Raw genomic sequence first — 19,538 nt, 5'->3', positions numbered from 1 at the left:
GGGATTGGTTTGCCAATGCCGACGCCGGCCTGACCGGCGCGGCAGACAAACGCGCCGCTTCATACCGGCTCGTTTTGCATCTCAAGATTCGCTCGTTATCAAAACCGGTTTACGCATCGACGTGTTGCCGAGCTTCTGCGTGCCCGTCGATGTGGCGCTGATCGCGCGCCGGATTTTTTCTGCGCCGGCCAAGCCAGAATCCTCCGCTGGCTCTACAATCGCGGCATGAACGAAAAAAAATTCGACGTGGTGATTCTCGGCGGTGGCGTGATCGGTTTGGCCTGCGCGCTTTATCTGCTCAAGGCCGGTCGCAGTGTGCTTGTGATCGAGCAGGGCACACCGGGCTGCGGTAGTTCGCACGGCAACTGCGGCACGATTACGCCGAGTCATGCTACACCGCTGGCGATGCCCGGACTGACTTCCACCGCGTTGCGCTGGATGCTGCAGGCCGATGCGCCGCTGTACATCAAGCCGCGCTTTGATCTTGCGCTGCTGTCGTGGTTGTTGAAGTTTCGCCAGCACTGCAACTGGGGGGATTTCCGCCGTATCACCGCGATCAAGGCGCCGCTGCTGATGCGTTCGCGCGAACTGCTCGAACAACTTGTTGTCGACGAAAATCTCGCTTGCGAATTCGAAAAAACCGGCACGATGTACGTGTATCGCGACGAGCAGGCGTTGGAGAAATCGCAATGGCTGCCGCAGGCGTTGAGCGATGTCGGAGTGCCGATTGAAACCATCGATGGCGCGCGTGCACGTGCTATCGAACCCGCGCTCAATAACAGCATCGTCGGCGGTTATCTCAATCCGGTCGATGCGCACCTGCGCCCGGATCGATACCTCGCTGAACTGACGCGATGCGTGCTTGAGCACGGCGGCGAGATTCGCGATGGAACCCGAATCAGCGGATTTCGCAGCGGCACGCGCCACATCGATGCGGTGCTCACCGACCGCGGCGAAGTCTGTGGTCGCGAGATAATCCTTGCGCTCGGTGCATGGTCGCCGCAATTCGCAAAACAATTGAATCTGCGCTTGCCGATCCAGCCCGGCAAAGGTTATTCGGTAACCTATGATCGGCCAGAAATCTGTCCGCGTATTCCGCTGACACTGAAGGAGCGCAGCATCTGCGTGACCGGCTGGAGCAGTGGTTATCGCCTCGGCAGCACGATGGAATTTTCCGGCTACGACACGCAACTCAACCGCACACGTCTTGATGCACTGGCGCGCGGCGCGGCGGAATATTTGCATGAGCCGGTCGGCGCTCGTATCAGCGAAGAATGGTATGGCTGGCGACCGATGACCTATGATGATCTGCCGATCTTGGGACGCAGTCTGGCGCATGACAATCTGACCTTGGCGACCGGGCACGGCATGCTTGGGGTGACGATGTCTGCGGTTACCGGCGTGCTGATCAGCGAGTTGCTTTGCGGTCAATCGCCATCGCTGGATCTGGCGCCTTACAGTCCAGCACGTTTCAAATAATCGGGGGAAAAAGTATGCATCTGGGGAAAAATTTCGCGCTGGCGTTTTTGCTTGTTTTTTCATCGCTTGGGTTTGCTGCCGAGGCCAGCAAAACCGATGCTGCCGATGTGGATTTCCAGTGGGGTGTAAAGGTTCCGCTGCGTGATGGCGTGAAACTCAACGCCACCTTGTATCGTCCGCATACGCAGAAAGATGCGTTACCGTGCATCTTCACGCTGACGCCGTATATCGCGCAGAGTTATCACGATCGTGCGATGTATTTCGCCGCGCACGGTTTTGTTTTCGCCACGATTGACGTGCGCGGTCGCGGCAATTCGGAAGGCGAATTCACACCACTGCTGCAGGAAGCGAAAGACGGCCACGACATCGTCGAGTGGCTCGCGCAACAGCCGTATTGCAACGGCAAGGTCAGCATGTGGGGAGGCTCGTACGCAGGCTACGATCAATGGGCCACGGCGAAGGAATTTCCGCCGCATCTGGCGAGCATCGTGCCGGTCGCGTCGCCTTACGCCGGCATTGATTTTCCCCGCCGCAACAACATCGCTTATCCGTACGATGTGCAGTGGCTCACCTTCACCAGCGGCCATGCTTCGCAGGACAAGATTTTCGGTGATGGCAAATTCTGGACGGCCAAATTCAGCGAAGTTTTTCTGCAACATCTCGCGTTCAACAACATCGACAAGATCATTGGCAATCCGTCGCCGATCTTCCAGAGCTGGGTGCAGCATCCGATGCGCGATGCGTACTGGGACAGCTTCAATCCGACTGCCGCCCAACTGGCGAAAATCGATCTGCCGATCCTCACCATCACCGGTCAATACGATGGCGATCAACCCGGTGCGCTGATGCACTACACCGAGCATATGGCCAACGCCAGCGAACACGCGAAGGCGCAGCATTATCTGATCATCGGGCCGTGGGATCATCCCGGCACGCGCACGCCGCAAGCCGAGCTCGGCGGTTTGAAATTCGCCGCAGCGAGTGTGCTCGACATGAACAGACTGCACGAAGATTGGTGGAACTGGACGTTGAAAAGCGGCGCCAAACCAGCGTTCCTGAAAAACGCCGTTGCGTATTACGTGAGTGTCGCCGAGCAGTGGCGTTATGCCGATACGCTGGCCGCAGTCACCGCCGAACAGCGTCCGCTTTATCTCGGCAGCGCGGGAACTGCGGCAGACGTTTTTACCGCCGGTAGTCTGCAAGCCGAAAAGTCCGTTAGCGCGAAATCGGATACCTATTTGTACGATCCGCTCGACGTGAGTAGCGCCGCCCGCGATGCAGTCGATGTGCCGAATTCGCTGACCGACCAGCGCAGCGTGATCGCCGACAGTGGCAAACAACTCGTCTATCACAGCGCACCGTTCGAGTATGACACCGACCTCGCTGGATTTTTCCGGTTCTCCGCATGGATGACACTGGATCAACCGGACACCGATTTTCACGTCGTCGTATACGAAATCGCCGCCGATGGCAGCAGCGTTTACCTCAGCGACGATCAGATGCGTGCGCGTTATCGCGAGAGCGATCGTAGCGCCAAACCGGTGCCAAAAAATACCCTGCAGAAATACGACTTCGATCACTTCACGTTTGCCGCGCGGCAGATTCGCAAGGGCAGCCGCTTGCGCCTCGTCATCAGCTCGATGAACTCGCTGTTCAGCGAAAAGAACTACAACGCCGGTGGTGTCGTCGGCGAAGAAACCGGCAAGATGCGCGTACCGTCACGGTCAAGCTGTATCACGATACGCAGCATGCCAGCGTGCTGTATTTACCGATCGCCGCCGCCGATCATCTCGCGCCGGGCGCTGTCGTCAATAGCAAGCCGGCGTTCTGATGAATACCGATAACGCGCATTACGATCTGATCGTGCTCGGCGCCGGTTCGGCTGGCATCGCCACCGCGATGCGTGCGGCGCGTCATGGCGCGCGCGTCGCCTTGATCGAGCGCGATGTGATCGGCGGCACCTGTGTCAATGTTGGTTGCGTGCCGAAGAAGGCGATGTGGTTCGCCGCCGAGATGGCCGATCTGCAACCGCAGTTGCGCGAGGCCGGATTCGACAGCCAGCTTGGTGCGCTCGACTGGGAACGTTTCATCACGTTGCGCAACGCGTACATCGAAAGAATCCACTCCGCGTATCGGCATCGGTTCGCCGATCTGAAAATCGAGTGGATCGCAGCGCAAGCGCGTTTCATCGCGCGCGATGTCATCGATATCGGCACACGACAATTGCGTGCCCCGCACATCGTCATCGCCACTGGCGCGAAGCCGCAGCGCGCTGATATTCCGGGCGGTGAACTCGGCATCGATTCCAACGGGTTTTTTGCCTTGCGTGCCGCGCCGAAACGCATTGCGGTGATCGGCGGCGGTTATGTCGCAGCCGAACTTGCCAATGTGCTGCACGCGCTCGGCAGCGATGTGGAATTGTTCGTGCGCGGCAAACATCTACTCGCAAATTTCGATCATGAAATCGCCGATGCGCTGGTGGTATCGATGCGCAGCCGCGGCATCACCGTGCATCTGGATACCGGCATCGTCAGTGCAATACAGGACGATGGAAAATATCGCTTGAAACTGATCGACCAGAAGATCGCCGAGGGTTTCGATGAGTTGCTCTGGGCGATCGGGCGCGAACCGATCACGCACGAACTCGACCTCGATGCGGTTGGTGTCGCGCGCGACGAGAGCGGGCATGTCCAGGTCGATGAATGGCAGAACACCAATCAGCCCGGAATCTACGCGCTCGGCGATGTCACGCCGAATATCGCGTTGACGCCGGTGGCGGTCGCGGCAGGCCGACATCTGGCGGATCGTTTGTTCGGCGGCAAGGTGGACGCAAAACTCGATTTCGAGAATGTGCCGACCGTGGTATTCACGCATCCACCGCTCGCCAGCATCGGCCTGCCCGAAGCCGAAGCACGCACGAGACATGGCGATCAGGTGCGTATCTACCGCAGCAATTTTCTGCCGATGTTCTATTCGCTTACCGGCAAGACGCAACGTTCGCTGTTCAAGCTGATCTGCGTCGGTGCGGAAGAACGCATCGTCGGTTTGCACCTGCTCGGACTCGGTGTCGATGAAATGCTGCAGGGCTTTGCGGTGGCGATAAAAATGGGCGCCTGCAAACGCGATTTCGACAATACTATTGCGATCCATCCGACCTCCGCCGAAGAGGCGGTACTGATGACCGAGTTTACATTGTGAACATTTATACTTTGCATCGCGGCACCGCGCCGCTGCTGATCAGCCTGCCGCACAACGGCCATGATCTGCCGCTGGATCTGCGCGATCGCCTCACGCCGACCGCACTGCGCACACCCGATACCGACTGGCATGTCGCGCAGTTGTACGACTTCGCCCACGAGCTCGGCGCGTCAATGCTGGTGCCGCGCTATTCACGTTATGTCGTTGACCTCAATCGTCCGCCGGACGGCGCAGCCATGTATCCTGGGCAGAGCGAAACCGGCCTGTGTCCGACGATCACGTTCGCGCGCAAGCCGATTTACCAAGCCGGGCAGGAACCGACTGCGGCAGAAATCCAGACGCGCGTGCAAACGTTCTGGCAACCGTATCACGTTGCCTTGCAGGACGAACTCGCGCGCATCAAGACGGCGCATGGCCGTGCGGTATTGTGGGAAGCGCATTCGATCCGCAGTATTGTGCCGATGTTTTTCGACGGGCGCTTGCCGGACTTTAATCTCGGCACCGCGAATGGTACGAGTTGTTCGCCGCAGTTGCAGGCGCGCCTCGCCCAAGTGCTGGAGGCACAGCAGGCGTATTCGTGGGTGTTCAACGGCCGCTTCAAGGGCGGTTACATCACGCGCCAATACGCGAATCCGAACGAAGGCATTGACACCGTGCAACTCGAACTCGCGCAATTGAATTACATGGACGAAGACAGTTTCGATTATCTCGCGACGCGTGCCACACCGACACAGAGCTTGATCCGCAAACTGCTGGAAGCCGCACTGCAATGAGTGTCGATGCGGCGGCGTTGGTCGATACGTCCGCCCCGATTTTGTTGACTCCACCGCGTAAGGCCCGTCCGCTGGCCGGCGTGCTGCTCGCGGCGTTCGGTGCGATTGCGTTTTCGGGCAAGGCGATCATCGTCAAGCTCGGTTATCGCTACGGCGCGGATGCCGTGACCTTGCTCGCTTTACGCATGCTGGTAGCGTTGCCATTCTTCGGCTTGATGGCGCTGTGGACACGTCGCGATGTTGGCCGCGTGCGGCTGGATGGCAGTGATCGCTGGCGAATCATCGGCCTCGGTTTTTCGGGATATTACCTTGCGAGTTTTCTCGACTTCGCTGGCCTTGAATACATTACTGCCACGCTTGAGCGGCTGATCCTGTATCTCACGCCGACGCTGGTTTTGCTGATCGGCATGCTCGTCTTCGAGCGTCGCGCGAGCCGGCGGCAGATCATCGCGTTGCTGATCAGTTATGTCGGCGTGGCCGCGGCGTTCTCGCACGATCTGCACATCGGCGGAGCGGATATCGCGCTCGGTAGTGTATTGGTATTTCTCAGTGCGTTGAGTTATTCGATTTATCTGGTCGGCAGCGGTCAACTGGTCGCGCGTGTCGGTGCGATGCGTCTCACTGCCTACGCGAGTAGCGTCGCGTGTCTGTTCTGCATCGCGCAGTTTCTGCTCACACATTCGTTCGTCGTGCTGATGAATCTGGCTCCCAATCTGTACTGGCTCGCCTTGCTTAATGGCACCGTATGTACGGTATTGCCGGTACTCACGGTCATGCTCGCGATCGCGCGGATTGGCCCCGCGCTGGCCGCGCAGATCGGCATGATCGGCCCGGTCTCGACGATCATCATGAGCACGCTGTTGCTCGGCGAACCGATGGGCCTCTGGCAAATCATCGGCACCGTGCTGGTGATGAGCGGGGTATTTCTCGTGACGTTACCGAAGACCGCTTGAGCGAAGCATCGCAGCGAGTGGCTGCGAGCGTCGTGAATGTATTGCGGCAAAAACGACAACGACACTGCGCGCAAAACCTGCCTCGCGCAGCGCGTGATTCAGCAGCACGCAGCGATCAAGGACACACCACGCCGGCCTCGAATGCGCCGTGGAAAATCTCGTCGTTGCTGCCCAGCGGCGCACCGGATTCATAAGCGCCAAGGTCGGGTTCCGCGCCCCAGTTGCGCATATTACCGCGCTGATCGGTGGCGGGCAGGGCACCGCAGTGGCTGCCGGCATCGATCGCGGCGCTGCCATTTTGCAAGGCCATCGTCGGAGTACCGCCGCCGTTATCCTGCAAGCCGCCGAGTTTCGGGTCACCACTCAACGGCGCGGGGCCGCTGCTACTGCCGTTGCCGCTGCTGCTATCGACGATGTTCGAACCCACGTAGGCAAGTAACGCGGAATTGCCGCCGTTCGATCCGCTCGTGCCACCAATCACCGTGTTGAGCAGCGCATGAACTGCGCCGATATTGCCCCAGACGATGCTGTTGCCGAGATTGATTGCGGCATTGCTTGCCGTGCCGTCCTCGATGCGATTGCCGTAGGCCAGTGAATACAGCGCGCTGCCATCGCCGGGGCCTTCGACCGCGTTGTTGCTGTTGGCCACGCTGTTGCCGGCAACGGTACAAAAATTCAGCGTGACCTCACCGTTGAGATTGAAGATCGCGCCGCCGAGTCCGGAGCCATTGCGACCGGGGTTGTCGTAGAAGAACACCGACGGTCCACCGATCGCGCTATTACCGCTCAGCGTGACATTGGTTAGACTGACATTGCCGGTGTGATTGAAAATCGCGCCACCAAAACCGCCGCCACCGCCACCGATACTGTCGCTACTACTGCCGCCGCCGCCACCGAATCCGCCGCGCCCGCCAACACCGTTACCTGCGCCATAACCACCTGCGCCGCCGCCGCCACCACCGAAACCGCCAGCGCCACCGGTGGTACCGAATCCGCCGCCGGAGGTGCCACCGCCGCCACCGAAACCGCCTGCGCCGCCGGTGCCGTAACCCGAGGTGCCGCCACCGCCGAAGTCACCGCCTTGACCGCTGCCACCACCGGGAGGTCCGCCGCCGCCGCCGACGCCACCACCGCCCGCACCGCCAACGTTGCCGACGTATTGCCCAATATTGCCGCCCGCGCCGCCGTCACCGGTGATCCCCGGATAACCGACACCACCGAGATGACCATTGCCGCCGCCATTGGCACCCTGCGCGCTGACATTGCTTGCACCGCCGGCGTCGCCATTCGCGCCAACGATAAAACCGCCACCACCACCGCCGCCACCGGAACCGCCGGCGCCACCGAGTCCTGCGATATACGTGCCGCTGAGCGGACCACCGAATCCGCCGCCGTGAAAGACATTCGCGCCGGCATCCTCGCCCATGCCGCCGCCTGCGCTGCCGATGTATTGCGGATTGTTGGCGTCGCCGATGCCGCCGCCGCCGCGTGCAGTATTGCCGCTCAGCGTGACCGCACTCAGGTTCAAGGTGCCTTGATTGAAGATCGCGCCGCCGAAGCCGCCGCCGCCACCGCCGTAGGTGGAATCGCCGCCGCGCGCGTAACCGCCAGCGAGCGTCAATGTGTTCAAGCTCAGGCTGCCCGCGGCCAGTTGCAGGCCGCCGGAGACGTAAAAGAAACGAAACGCATTCGCCGCCACTGGCGAGGGATCGCCGCTGTGCGATGCCAGCAGAGTTGCACCGTGACCATTGATCACGATCGTAGCGGTGATCGGCGGCAACGCATTCGGGCCGTACCAGAAATTGTCCGCCGCGCTGAAAGCGTATGTGCATCCGGCAGCAAGATCGATGGTATCGCCGCTACCGCTATTCGCTGCGGCGATCGCCGCGATCAGGCCGGCGCTATCGCCCGTGGTTCCAGTGCAAGCAACGCTGGTCGCCTGCGCCGCGAGCGGCAGGAAACCGGCAAATACCAGCGCGCAGGCGGCAGCGCGAATAATTTTTTTGCGCGCGAAAAAAATCCCGACTGGATTGTCGCGGGACAGCGCGATAGTGCGGGCGTGGTGAACGATCTTGGTACGGTATTGCATGATGGATTCCCCGGTGCTGGAGTCGGATTTCAGGTGCCTGACCAAGCTATCGAAAATTGGCAGGTTGAAATGTCACCGGGGAAATTATTTTCTCAGGGGCACTGATTCGCAGCGTCGAAGTTGCCGCCGAAAATATCGTCATTACTGCCCGCTTGCGACGCATATTCGTAGGCGCCGAGATCAGGCGCGCGCGCCCAGACGCGTGCGTTGCCGATTTGATCGGTAGCAGGAGTATTGCCGGCGCATGCCATGCCGGCATCGATCGCCGGACTGCCAGCGGCCAACGCCATCGTCAATGTATTGCCACCGTTGTTCTGCAGTGGCCCGACATTCGGATTCGCGACCAGCGGAGCAGGGCCGCTATTAGTTGCAGTGCCAAAGTTGGCAGTGCTATCGACAATATTGCCGCCGCCGTAAATCAGTTGGGCGATGTTGCCGGTATTGCTCGCCAGCGTGCCTGTGACGACATTGTTGACAAGGCCGTTACTCGCGCCAGCGTTGGCGTAAATGATGCTATTGCGAATCGTCATGCTGGCGATGCTGGCTGTGCCGTCCTGAATCTTGTTGCCGAACGCGAGCGAATAAATCGCGCCGTCGCCTGCTCCTTTGCTCGTATCGGTGCCGTTGGTGCCCGAAACGCTGTTGCCAGCAATGGTGCAGAAGTTCAAATTCACTGTGCCGTTGAGATTGAAGATTGCGCCGCCGAGACCAGAGCCGCTGGTCGTACCTGTGCCGCCTTGGGCCGAATTTCCATTGATGGTGACATTGATCAGAGTCAGTATGCCCGTGTGGTTGAAAATCGCGCCGCCGAAGCCTGCGCCACTTGCGCCGTTTCCATAGCCGGTGGCTCCGCCGCCAGCGCCTCCACCGAACCCACCGTCACCGCCTGAACCGCCAGTCGCGCTAGTGTTATTCCCGCCGCCACCGCCACCAAAGCCACCACTGCCTCCCGTGCGCCCGCCACCGCCGCCACCCCCAAATCCGCCAGAACCGCCGACCGCCAAATAACCGGCTTTACCACCGCCGGCTCCGCTGCCGCCACCGCCACCGCCGAAGCTACCTTGTCCGTAATGCACACCGATACCGCCGAGGCCGAAGTTGCCGCCGTATCCACTGTAGAAGAAGCTGCGGCCGCCGTTCCCGCCATCTGCGGACATGCTGCCCAGACCGCCCAAACCACCGCCAAGGCCGCCGCTTCCATCGTCTGGAATCTGAGGAATACCATTGGCACCGAAAATGAAGCCACCGCCACCGCCACCGCCGTTGTAATCAGTTAGGTAAATGTTGCCGGCGCCGCCGAACGCGCCATAGTCCGCACCAAAGCCACCGCCATCATTGTTGCTCTGGCCATTCTGCCCCATGCCACCTCCGCCGCCTCCACTTTCGGCAGGTGCCCCGCCGCTGCCACCGATTGCAGTATTGCCGGTGATGGTTAATGCGTTCAGGGTCAAATAACCCTGATTGAATATCGCTCCACCCATGCCGCTCCCGCCGCCGCCGATCAAGCTATCGCCACCCTTGGCGTATCCGCCTGACAAAGTGAGGTTGTTCAGGGTCAGATTCGCTGCGCGCAGTTCGAGGCCACCCGAGATATAAAAAAACCGAAATGCATTCGCCGTGATCGGCGTCGGGCCATCAATATGCGAAGCGAGCAGAGTTGATCCATGCCCGTTGATGACAACATTGGATGCGATCGGTGGTAGTGCGTTCGGTCCGTACCACCAGTTATCCGCCACCGTGAACGTGTAAGTACAACCAGCGCCGAGATCGATAGTGTCACCGCCGCTGGCACTATCGTTGGCGTTGGTGATTGCCACGATCAGCGCATGGCTATCGCCGGTGGTACCGGTGCAGCCGATTGTCGTGGCTTGCGCCGTGAGCGGTGCGCCTAGTGTGATCGCAACCACGCTAACTAGCAGCGCTGCTAGCAGACAGCGAGGCAACAGATTCTCACGAGCCAGGTTGGTGCGAGGAAAGAAGATGCGCGTGTTGATGCTGTTGTAGGTGATTGCTCGTGTCATGACGTTCCTTCGTTCTGTCGATGCTTGCTGTTGGGAAAAATGACTTTCGGTTGCAAGTTCCACTGGCTGAGTTAGAGCGCGTCCTAGTTTAGCGTAGCGCTAAACCAGTGCAATGATCATCGCCGCGCTCGCGAGCAGTGCAACAACGATCCACGACGGCAACTTGAAATACGTGAGCAAGACAAATCCGCCGAGTGCAAGAACGCCGTCGCGCCAATTGAAAATGGCGCTGGTGCAGACTGGGCTGTATAGCGCCACCGCGAGTATGCCGACGACCGCGGCGTTGGTTCCGCGCATCGCGGCTTGCGCGAGCGGGCGCATGCGTAGCGCATCCCAGAACGGCAACATGCCGTAGACCAGCAACAGGCCTGGCAGAAAGATGCAGACGATTGCGCAGAGCGCGCCGCCGAGCGCGTTCGGTGCGGGTTGTGCGATCGCACCGAGATACGCCGCGAACGCGAACAGCGGGCCGGGCACGGCCTGCGCCAAGCCATAACCGGCGAGAAAGCTTTGATCCGTGACCCAGCCCGGTGCCACGACCTCGGCTTGCAACAGCGGCAGCACCACATGACCGCCGCCGAACACCAGCGCGCCGCTGCGATAAAAGGCATCGAAGATCGTGAGCAGCGGATAGTCGCTCGCATTTCTGGCGATCGGTATCAGCACCAGCAAGACTGCGAAAATCAGCAAGGCGATCGTCCCCGCATAACGCGATTGCGGATAATGCAAACGCGTGCGCGCTTGTGAATTATCGCTGCGACAAAGCGTTAGTCCGAGCAGCGCGCCGATCGCGATCGCGGCAATCTGCGCGAGTGCGCCGCCGAGCAACGCGGTGATCACGGCAGCGACGAAGGCGATCAACATACGCTGGAAATCAGGCGTCAGCGTTCGCGCCATGCCCCAAACTGCTTGCGCGACGACGGCGACTGCGACCAGTTTCAAACCGTGCAGAAATCCTTGCGCCAACGGGCCGCTGAATGTGGTCGCGGCAAGCGCAAATGCAAAAAGAATAACGGCGGATGGCAAGGTAAATCCGAGCCACGCCACCAGTCCGCCACGCAGTCCGTTGCCGCGCAGCAAGCCGAGTGCGAAGCCGACCTGGCTCGATGCCGGGCCAGGCAAAAACTGGCATAGCGCGACCAGATCCGCGTATTCCGCCTCGTCGATCCAGCGTTGTCGGATCACTAGTTCATCGCGAAAATATCCGAGATGCGCCACCGGGCCACCGAACGAGGTCAGGCCGAGTTTGAGGAACGTGACGAAGATGGATTTGATGGCGGAAGTTCTTTATCGTTGGCGATTATTGGCAGGCATCAGCAATCATGGCAGCGACCGCGGCGATACCCATTTTCAATCCGCAGGCACGCATCCATACCGAGCGACTGGGGAACGGGCTTTCGTGTCTGGTAGTGGATGATGCCTTGCTCGATCCCGAACGTCTGCTGCAATTTGCCGTCACGCAACGTCAGGCTTTTCAGCCGGTCGATTTTAATGCGTATCCGGGAATTTATCTGCCGGCGCCGCGCGAAATCTTGGTTGCGCTCGAGGATTTTTTCGTACGCAATGTGCGGCGTCTGTTCGATGCGCGGCGCAGCTTGCATATGCATTGTCGATTATCGATGGTGACCACTCCGCCGCAGACGTTGCGACCGAACCAGTGGATTTGTCATCGCGACAGCGACGGCCTGAATGCGCAGCAAAGTGTGCAGGCATCGGTGCTGTATCTGTTCAAGGACGAGACTCTCGGCGGTACGAGTTTTTACGAGCAGATTCGGTCGGTCGAGGAAACCGCGCAACTGTTTCGTGATGCCGAAAAATTTTCCGCCGCCGATTTTGCGCAGAAGTATTCCATCGAACCGGGCTATATCCAGCAATCGAATCGGTACTTCAAACAGATTGGCCGCATCACGCCGAAATGGAACCGCATGATTTTCTATGACGGCAACATTCTGCATTCGGGCGATATTCTTGCGCCGGAAAAACTCAGCGCCGACCCACGCATTGGCCGACTGACCTTGAACGGCTTTTTTACCAGCCGCCGAAATGCGGTTTGATGCCCTATCCCCGTTTGCCGCCGAGTTGTCTCAGGGACTGATCGCGAAGCCATTCGCAAAAATGCGATCGAGATAGATCAACGCTTGTTTGCAATCCAGTCGCGGGAATGAAAGGCCACTTTTCGGATCGGTGATGTGCGCTGGCGAAGCGGCGAGTGCAGCTTTGATCTGCACCGCGGTGGCATTCGGTTTGAGTTGGAACAGATCGGCGATGCACGACGCGACCAGCGGAGATGCCTGCGAGGTGCCGCCGTAACTCGATTGTCCGTTGCTCGTGAATGGATCCGTGTTCAGTCCGGTTGCGGTGGTGTAGGCGCCAGGCGCATAGAGCTGCACGAGTGCATTGCTGTTGGTGAAACACGTCGGTTTGTCGGCGACGATTGCGGTATCGGTGCAGCCGAGAAACGTTTGGTTCGACAGCGTGGAATCCCACACCGCACCAACTGCGATTACGCCGTTGATGCAGGCTGGCGCCGAAATGCTGGTGGCCGATGCCTGGTTGCCGGACGACGCGGTCATCAGCGTGCCGTTCGCTGCGACCGCATTCACCGCCGCCTGCATCACCATCGTGAAGGACTGCGCATTGCCGCAGGCGCTGCTGAACAGCGCGTTCGTGCCGACACTCATGTTGACGATCTTGGTATCGGGATGGTTGGTCGCAATCCAGTCCAGCGCGGCGGCGATGTCCGACGCATCGTAAAAGCTGCCGTGCGAATCGAGCACGCGCACGATCACCACGTTGGCATCGGGCGCGCCGCCTTGCGGAGCGATACTGCCGTTGCCGGTGATGATGCCGGTGACGTTGGTGCCATGTCCTTCGGCATCGGCGCCGCTGCCGGCACCACTTTGTGTCGCCGATCCGTTCGGGCAACAGCCGACGCCGGGCGTGGCGCTGCTGCAAAAACATTGCTGCCCGACAATGCTGTCGGCGAGGTCGGCATGATCGAGTTGCACGCCGGAATCGATCACCGCCGTCTTGATGTTCTTGCCGGTGAATCCGAGCGCACGCACATCGCTGACGTGCGCGAGCGGCGCGGCCTGCAGCAATTGCGCCGAGCCGCCGGCAACCACGTCGATACGCAATACCGCCGTATCGCGTCGCAGGATCGCCAGCGCGCGCGATGAAATATCCAGCGAGATCGCAGAGATATTGTCGAAGCGCCGCCGCAGCGTGAATTCGTGCGCGGGCAATTCGGCCAGTACCCGATCGACTGAGCGTGCAATCGTGCGTCGCGTTTCGCTATTGGTTGCGATCAATTTATCCTGCTGCGGACTCGCCAGCATCACTACGACTGCCACCGAGTCAGCGTGCGCGAGCGTCGCTGTGACTTCCGCACCGACGATCGTGGTCGGTGTCGCAGCGAATGCCGACATACTGAATGCGCCGATTGTGATCGAAATCAACACTACCCAAGCAGACAAATTTCGCATCGCCATTCCCGTGAATTCAACGCAAATCGCTATTGCCGATCAATCTAGAACTTCTTCGATCAGACTTCGATTGAAACCAGATCACCCTTGGTCTCCAGCCATTCCTTGCGATCCGACGCGCGTTTTTTCGACAGCAGCATATCCATGATCTTGTGGGTGCCGTCGTCGCTTTCGACGGTGAGCTGCACGAGACGGCGCGTATCGGGAAAAATCGTCGATTCGCGCAACTGCGACGGATTCATTTCGCCGAGACCTTTGAAGCGTGTGGTGCTGATTTGGCCGCGAATTTTTTCGCGTTCGATGCGTTCCAGCAGCAGGCGTTTTTCTTCCTCGTCGAGCGCGTAGAAAACCTGTTTGCCGACATCAACACGAAACAGCGGTGGCATCGCGACGAAGATATGACCGGAGCGTACGAGCGCCGGAAAATGCTTGAGAAACAGCGCCGACAAAAGTGTGGCGATATGCAGCCCGTCGGAATCCGCATCAGCCAGAATGATGACCTTGCCGTAACGCAAGCCGTCGATCTTGTCCGAACCCGGATCGCAACCGATCGCGACCGCCAGATCGTGCACTTCGTTCGATGCGAGCACCGCGCCGGATTCCACCTCCCAAGTGTTCAGGATTTTTCCGCGCAACGGCAGGATCGCCTGGAAATCCTTGTCGCGCGCCTGCTTGGCCGAGCCGCCAGCGGAATCGCCCTCGACCAGAAAAATCTCGGTGCGCGACAGATCCTGCGAACTGCAATCGGCGAGCTTGCCGGGCAGGGCAGGGCCCTGAGTGATTTTCTTGCGCACGATCTGTTTCTCGGCCTTGAGCCGCGTCGCTGCGCGTTCGATCGCGAGCTGCGCGATTTTTTCACCGAGCTCGGTATGCTGATTCAACCAAAGGCTGAACGCGTCGTGGGTAACGTTTTCAACGAACGCCGCAGCGTTGCGCGACGACAGGCGCTCCTTGGTCTGGCCGGAAAATTGCGGATCGCTCATCTTCATCGACAGCACAAAACACAGCCGATCCCACACATCTTCGGGCGCGAGTTTGACGCCGCGCGGCAACAGATTACGGAAATCGCAGAACTCGCGTAGCGCTTCAGTCAGGCCGGTGCGCAGGCCGTTCGCGTGCGTGCCGCCTTGAGCGGTCGGAATCAGGTTGACGTAACTTTCTTGCGTGAGTTCGCCTTCGGGTAACCACGCCAGCGCAAAATCCACGCCTTCTTTTTCGCGCTGCGTGCTCGAGACGAAAATTTCCGGCGGCAGATAATCGGTATCGCCGAGCATGGATTTCAGATAGTCGCGCAGGCCATCCTGATAATGCCATTCGCAACGTTCTTCGCTGGCCTCATCAAACAGCTTGACCGTGAGCCCGGCGCAGAGCACGGCTTTCGCGCGCAGCACATGCTTGATCTTGCCGAGCAGGATTTTCGGCGTATCGAAATATTTCGGGTCGGGCCAGAACCGCACCGTCGTGCCGGTATGTTTTTTCGGCGCGGTGCCGATCACGGCGAGATCGCTGCTGCGATCACCGTTTTGGAATTCCATGCGATAAATCTGGCCATCGCGGCGGATGCTGACTTCCACCTTGGTCGACAACGCGTTGACCACCGAAACACCCACGCCATGCAAGCCGCCGGAGAATGCGTAATTCTTGTCCGAGAATTTTCCGCCCGCGTGTAGGCGCGTGAGAATCAACTCGACACCGGGAATGCCCTCGTCGGGATGGATATCCACTGGCATGCCGCGACCGTCGTCAGTGACTTCGACCGAGCCGTCGATAAACAAGGTCACCTCGATGCGACTGGCGTGACCGGCCAGCGCTTCATCGACCGAGTTGTCGATGACTTCCTGTGCGAGATGATTCGGGCGCGTGGTGTCGGTGTACATGCCCGGACGGCGCTTGACCGGTTCCAGACCGGAGAGAACTTCAATATCGGCGGCGTTATAGCGACTGCTCATGGATTTCGGATGCTTGGTTGGTGCAGGGGATTGCGAGACACGGAAGGATGCGGCGCGATGCCGAGAGGGTCAAGCGTTGACGTCGCGGTTGGCGCGTGCTGTGTCCGCATCGCGCGAGATTTTCCAGCGGCTCGATGGAGCAGGGTTGCGACCTCGCTGCGACATTCCGAAGAACTTTTTTGCGGCGATGCGCAATTTCCTCTCGCTCACACCGTCATAACCCGGTAAAATATCGATTTCCAGCATCAAGGAATGCTGTGTCGATGACTCCCCTGATTTTCATCACCGGTGGCGTGGTGTCCTCGCTTGGCAAGGGCATTGCGGCTGCTTCGCTGGCTTCCATCCTCGAATCGCGCGGTTTGCGAGTGACGATGATGAAGCTCGATCCCTACATCAACGTCGATCCGGGCACGATGAGCCCGTTTCAGCACGGTGAGGTTTACGTCACCGACGACGGCGCCGAAACCGATCTCGATCTTGGCCATTACGAGCGTTTCGTGCGCACGCGCCTCACGCGCAAGGACGCCATTACCACCGGCAAGATCTACGAATCGGTGATCCGCAAGGAGCGTCGTGGCGATTATCTCGGCGCTACCGTGCAGGTGATTCCGCACATCACCGACGAGATCAAGCAGCATATCTACGAGGCGACCGCCGGCCACGATGTCGGCTTGGTCGAAATCGGCGGCACGGTCGGCGATATCGAATCGCTGCCGTTTCTCGAAGCGATCCGTCAAATCCGCATCGAAAACGGCGCCGAGAACTGCATGTTCATCCATCTCACGCTCGTGCCTTACATCAAGGCCGCCGGTGAGATCAAGACCAAGCCGACCCAGCATTCGGTCAAGGAACTGCGCTCGATCGGTATCCAGCCCGATGTGCTGCTGTGCCGTTGCGAACAGCCGTTGCCGCAGAGCGATCGACGCAAGATCGCGTTGTTCACCAACGTGCCGGAAGCCGCGGTGATTTCCGCGCTCGACGTCGACACGATTTATCGACTGCCGATCTGGCTGCACTCGCAAGGGCTCGACGATATCGTCGTCAAACACCTGCATCTCAACGTCAAATCGAAAGCCGATCTCAGCGACTGGGAACGTACCGTCCACGCCATCGAAAATCCGAAAGACGAAGTCACGATCGCGATCGTCGGCAAATACGTCGAGCACAAGGATGCCTACAAATCGCTCGGCGAAGCGTTGCGCCACGGCGGCATCAAGCAATCCGCGCAAGTGAATTTGCGCTGGCTCGAATCCGAAGAGGTCGAGACCAATTCTGAGCAGGCACTGGCGAATGTCGATGGCATCCTCGTGCCCGGTGGTTTCGGCAAGCGCGGTTTCGAAGGCAAGATTCTCGCCGCAAAATACGCGCGTGAAAACGGCATTCCGTATTTCGGCATTTGCTATGGCATGCACGCCGCCGTGGTCGATTTCGCGCGAAATATTGCGCATCTGCCGCTGGCCAATTCCAGCGAAAACGACAAGACTTCAGCCGATCCGGTGATCGCTTTGATTTCCGAATGGACCACGACTGCGGGCGATGTGCAGCGGCGCGACGAAAACTCGGATATGGGTGGCACGATGCGCCTCGGTGCGCAGGAATGTCGCCTCAAGGCCGGATCGCTCTCGCGCGAACTGTACGGCGCCGATGTGATCCGCGAACGCCATCGCCATCGTTACGAATTCAACAATCGTTATCGACAGAAGTTCGAGGATCTTGGCCTCGTGATCGCTGGCAAGTCGATGGACGACCTGCTCGTGGAGATGGTCGAGCTGCGCAATCATCCGTGGTTTCTCGCGTGCCAGTTCCACCCTGAGTTCACTTCGACGCCGCGTGACGGTCATCCGTTATTCAACGGTTTCGTCAAGGCCGCGCGCGAGTTCAAGGCGCACCGCAACGCACCGCGTCTGGCAGAGGCGATCGCATAATGCAGCTATGTGGATTTGAAGTCGGACTCGACCAACCGTTTTTTCTAATCGCCGGCCCATGCGTGATCGAGTCGGAACAACTCGCGCTTGATACTGCTGGCCAGCTCAAGGAAATCACGAGCAGACTCGGCATTCCTTTCATCTACAAATCGAGTTTCGACAAGGCCAATCGTTCGTCCGGTGCGAGTTTTCGCGGCCCCGGGTTGGAAGAAGGTTTGCGCATACTCAATGAGGTGAAACGCCAGATCGGCGTGCCGGTTTTGACTGACGTGCACGAGTACACGCCGATGGATGAAGTTGCTAGTGTCGTCGATGTTTTGCAGACGCCGGCGTTCCTTTGTCGCCAGACCGATTTTATTCACAAGGTCTGCGCCGCCGGCAAACCGGTGAACATCAAGAAAGGCCAGTTCCTCGCGCCGTGGGATATGCAGCACGTGGTCGAAAAAGCGCGCGCCACCGGTAACCAGCACATCATGGTGTGCGAGCGCGGCGCGAGTTTTGGCTACAACAATCTGGTGTCGGACATGCGCAGCCTCGCCGTGATGCGCAATACCGGCTGCCCGGTCGTGTTCGACGCCACACACTCGGTGCAATTGCCGGGCGGGCAGGGCAGCACCTCGGGTGGCCAGCGCGAATTCGTGCCGGTGCTTGCGCGTGCCGCGATCGCGGTTGGCGTCGCCGGTGTGTTTATGGAGACGCATCCTGATCCGTCGAAAGCGCTCAGCGATGGGCCGAATGCTTGGCCGTTGGGGAAGATGGAAGGACTGCTGAGAATATTACTTGCGCTAGATGGGGTGGCTAAAAATGTCGCCTTTAAAGATTCGGAATAATGGCGCAAGAAAAATTCAATCCGTGGCATGGGTCGGTTGCTAGTTCGATAGCTGAATTTCACGATCGAATTTCGATGATGGCTCCGCGATGTAACGATCGTATGTTGTTTCGTGGCCAAGGTGTTATCGCAAATCCGTTGCCGCGTTTTCACCGGATGGGTGTCGTGAAAGACGGGCTACCCGAGCTAGAGAAGTTACAGATTCGCGAATTTTTGGCTCGGTTTTCTCGCGGATATGCAAAAGACTCTGAGTCACAGGCTGAGTGGAAGATTCTGGCTTTACTCCAGCACTTTGGAGGTTTTACTCGACTTCTAGACTGGAGTCACGATTGCTTGGTCGCGCTTTGGTTTGCCGTTGAGTCGCGGCGTCGAGACGCGCATAAAGATGATGAGCACGCTGCGGTTTGGGTTGTCATACCTCTCGAAACGGATTGGGTTAACTCGGATGATCTAACAACTAATAGTCCTTGCAAGATTGACACCGTCAAGTTTGTTGAACCTTATGACGTGGATATGCGGGTCGTGAGTCAAGGTTCGTTCTTAAGCGTTCATCCATTTCCCCGAAGTCCGATGGACATCCTTACGGGATTTACTTCTCATTGGGAGAAGTTACGAAAACTAGGTCGAATGTTTCAAATTCAGATTCCGGCTGAATTTTTGGACAGCGTCTTGAAAGAGTTAGTGCAATTAGGTATTGATAAAGTATCGATCTATCCCGAGCGGCGGCCAGATATAGAACACTATGTGCAAATGTTTAACTCACAATATTCCGACGCTCCGGAAGTCATTTTTGAGACAATCAGCAAGTCAGTGCACGTGTCATAGCAAGATGCTAAA

At 58.9% G+C, this 19,538-nt stretch carries 15 protein-coding genes; 9 read left to right on the top strand and 6 right to left on the bottom strand.

Annotated features, from left to right (window positions below; all coding sequences use genetic code 11):
- Nucleotides 1-225: 225 nt before the first annotated feature.
- From ELE36_RS11650 to ELE36_RS11630, 5 genes are read left to right on the top strand one after another with little or no spacing between them, the layout of a single operon-like run.
- Nucleotides 226-1,479 carry an NAD(P)/FAD-dependent oxidoreductase gene (locus ELE36_RS11650; protein ID WP_129833474.1) on the top strand — a complete coding sequence of 418 codons (1,254 nt, stop codon included), beginning with the start codon at nucleotides 226-228 and terminating at the stop codon, nucleotides 1,477-1,479.
- 14 nt (nucleotides 1,480-1,493) lie between these two features.
- Nucleotides 1,494-3,323 carry a CocE/NonD family hydrolase gene (locus tag ELE36_RS11645; RefSeq protein ID WP_129833472.1) on the top strand — a complete coding sequence of 610 codons (1,830 nt, stop codon included), beginning with the start codon at nucleotides 1,494-1,496 and terminating at the stop codon, nucleotides 3,321-3,323.
- Complete coding sequence (gorA, locus tag ELE36_RS11640) at nucleotides 3,310-4,677, top strand: glutathione-disulfide reductase (RefSeq protein WP_129833470.1); 1,368 nt, start codon at nucleotides 3,310-3,312, stop codon at nucleotides 4,675-4,677. Before ELE36_RS11645 ends, gorA begins: the two co-directional genes overlap by 14 nt.
- Nucleotides 4,671-5,450, top strand: a complete 780-nt coding sequence (hutG, locus tag ELE36_RS11635) for an N-formylglutamate deformylase (protein ID WP_129833468.1) — start codon at nucleotides 4,671-4,673, stop codon at nucleotides 5,448-5,450. The genes gorA and hutG overlap by 7 nt, the downstream gene beginning before the upstream one ends.
- The gene (locus ELE36_RS11630; RefSeq protein ID WP_129833466.1) at nucleotides 5,447-6,403 is read left to right on the top strand and encodes a DMT family transporter; all 957 of its coding nucleotides are present in this window, start codon (nucleotides 5,447-5,449) and stop codon (nucleotides 6,401-6,403) included. Before hutG ends, ELE36_RS11630 begins: the two co-directional genes overlap by 4 nt.
- Before the next feature lie 115 nt (nucleotides 6,404-6,518).
- Here the strand turns inward: ELE36_RS11630 and ELE36_RS21005 are convergent, their stop codons facing one another.
- From ELE36_RS21005 to chrA, 3 genes are all read right to left on the bottom strand, one after another.
- Complete coding sequence (locus ELE36_RS21005) at nucleotides 6,519-8,492, bottom strand: choice-of-anchor Q domain-containing protein (RefSeq protein WP_207215760.1); 1,974 nt, start codon at nucleotides 8,490-8,492, stop codon at nucleotides 6,519-6,521.
- Nucleotides 8,493-8,584: 92 nt separating this feature from the next.
- The gene (locus ELE36_RS11620; protein WP_129833464.1) at nucleotides 8,585-10,513 is read right to left on the bottom strand and encodes a choice-of-anchor Q domain-containing protein; all 1,929 of its coding nucleotides are present in this window, start codon (nucleotides 10,511-10,513) and stop codon (nucleotides 8,585-8,587) included.
- Nucleotides 10,514-10,612: 99 nt separating this feature from the next.
- Nucleotides 10,613-11,779, bottom strand: coding sequence for a chromate efflux transporter (chrA, locus tag ELE36_RS11615; protein WP_277987076.1), 1,167 nt, complete (start codon nucleotides 11,777-11,779; stop codon nucleotides 10,613-10,615).
- A gap of 56 nt (nucleotides 11,780-11,835) precedes the next feature.
- Between chrA and ELE36_RS11610 the strand changes: the two genes are divergently transcribed.
- Nucleotides 11,836-12,567, top strand: coding sequence for a DUF6445 family protein (locus ELE36_RS11610; RefSeq protein ID WP_129833460.1), 732 nt, complete (start codon nucleotides 11,836-11,838; stop codon nucleotides 12,565-12,567).
- Between the two features lie 30 nt (nucleotides 12,568-12,597).
- On the opposite strand, the gene ELE36_RS11605 is transcribed toward ELE36_RS11610, so the two are convergent.
- The 3 genes from ELE36_RS11605 to ELE36_RS20370 all read right to left on the bottom strand — a co-directional run bounded on the left by ELE36_RS11605 (nucleotide 12,598) and on the right by ELE36_RS20370 (nucleotide 16,193).
- Nucleotides 12,598-13,998 (bottom strand): S8 family peptidase, encoded by a 1,401-nt coding sequence (locus ELE36_RS11605; RefSeq protein WP_165371582.1) that lies wholly within the window; start codon nucleotides 13,996-13,998, stop codon nucleotides 12,598-12,600.
- Nucleotides 13,999-14,057: 59 nt separating this feature from the next.
- Nucleotides 14,058-15,947, bottom strand: a complete 1,890-nt coding sequence (parE, locus tag ELE36_RS11600; protein WP_129833456.1) for a DNA topoisomerase IV subunit B — start codon at nucleotides 15,945-15,947, stop codon at nucleotides 14,058-14,060.
- Nucleotides 15,948-16,016: 69 nt separating this feature from the next.
- On the bottom strand, nucleotides 16,017-16,193 hold the full coding sequence (locus ELE36_RS20370) for a hypothetical protein (protein ID WP_165371581.1): 177 nt from the start codon (nucleotides 16,191-16,193) through the stop codon (nucleotides 16,017-16,019).
- 17 nt (nucleotides 16,194-16,210) lie between these two features.
- Between ELE36_RS20370 and pyrG the strand changes: the two genes are divergently transcribed.
- Genes pyrG through ELE36_RS11585 form a run of 3 tightly spaced genes read left to right on the top strand, consistent with a single transcriptional unit; the run spans nucleotide 16,211 to nucleotide 19,526 of the window.
- Complete coding sequence (pyrG, locus tag ELE36_RS11595) at nucleotides 16,211-17,872, top strand: CTP synthase (protein WP_129833454.1); 1,662 nt, start codon at nucleotides 16,211-16,213, stop codon at nucleotides 17,870-17,872.
- Nucleotides 17,872-18,702: a 3-deoxy-8-phosphooctulonate synthase gene (kdsA, locus tag ELE36_RS11590; protein WP_129833452.1), complete on the top strand. Its 831-nt coding sequence runs from the start codon at nucleotides 17,872-17,874 to the stop codon at nucleotides 18,700-18,702. The genes pyrG and kdsA overlap by 1 nt, the downstream gene beginning before the upstream one ends.
- Nucleotides 18,702-19,526, top strand: a complete 825-nt coding sequence (locus tag ELE36_RS11585; protein ID WP_129833450.1) for an FRG domain-containing protein — start codon at nucleotides 18,702-18,704, stop codon at nucleotides 19,524-19,526. Before kdsA ends, ELE36_RS11585 begins: the two co-directional genes overlap by 1 nt.
- Nucleotides 19,527-19,538 lie beyond the last annotated feature (12 nt).

The sequence above is a fragment of the Pseudolysobacter antarcticus genome (genome assembly GCF_004168365.1).
GTDB lineage: Bacteria > Pseudomonadota > Gammaproteobacteria > Xanthomonadales > Rhodanobacteraceae > Pseudolysobacter > Pseudolysobacter antarcticus.
This window is presented reverse-complemented; position numbering and strand designations above follow the sequence as displayed.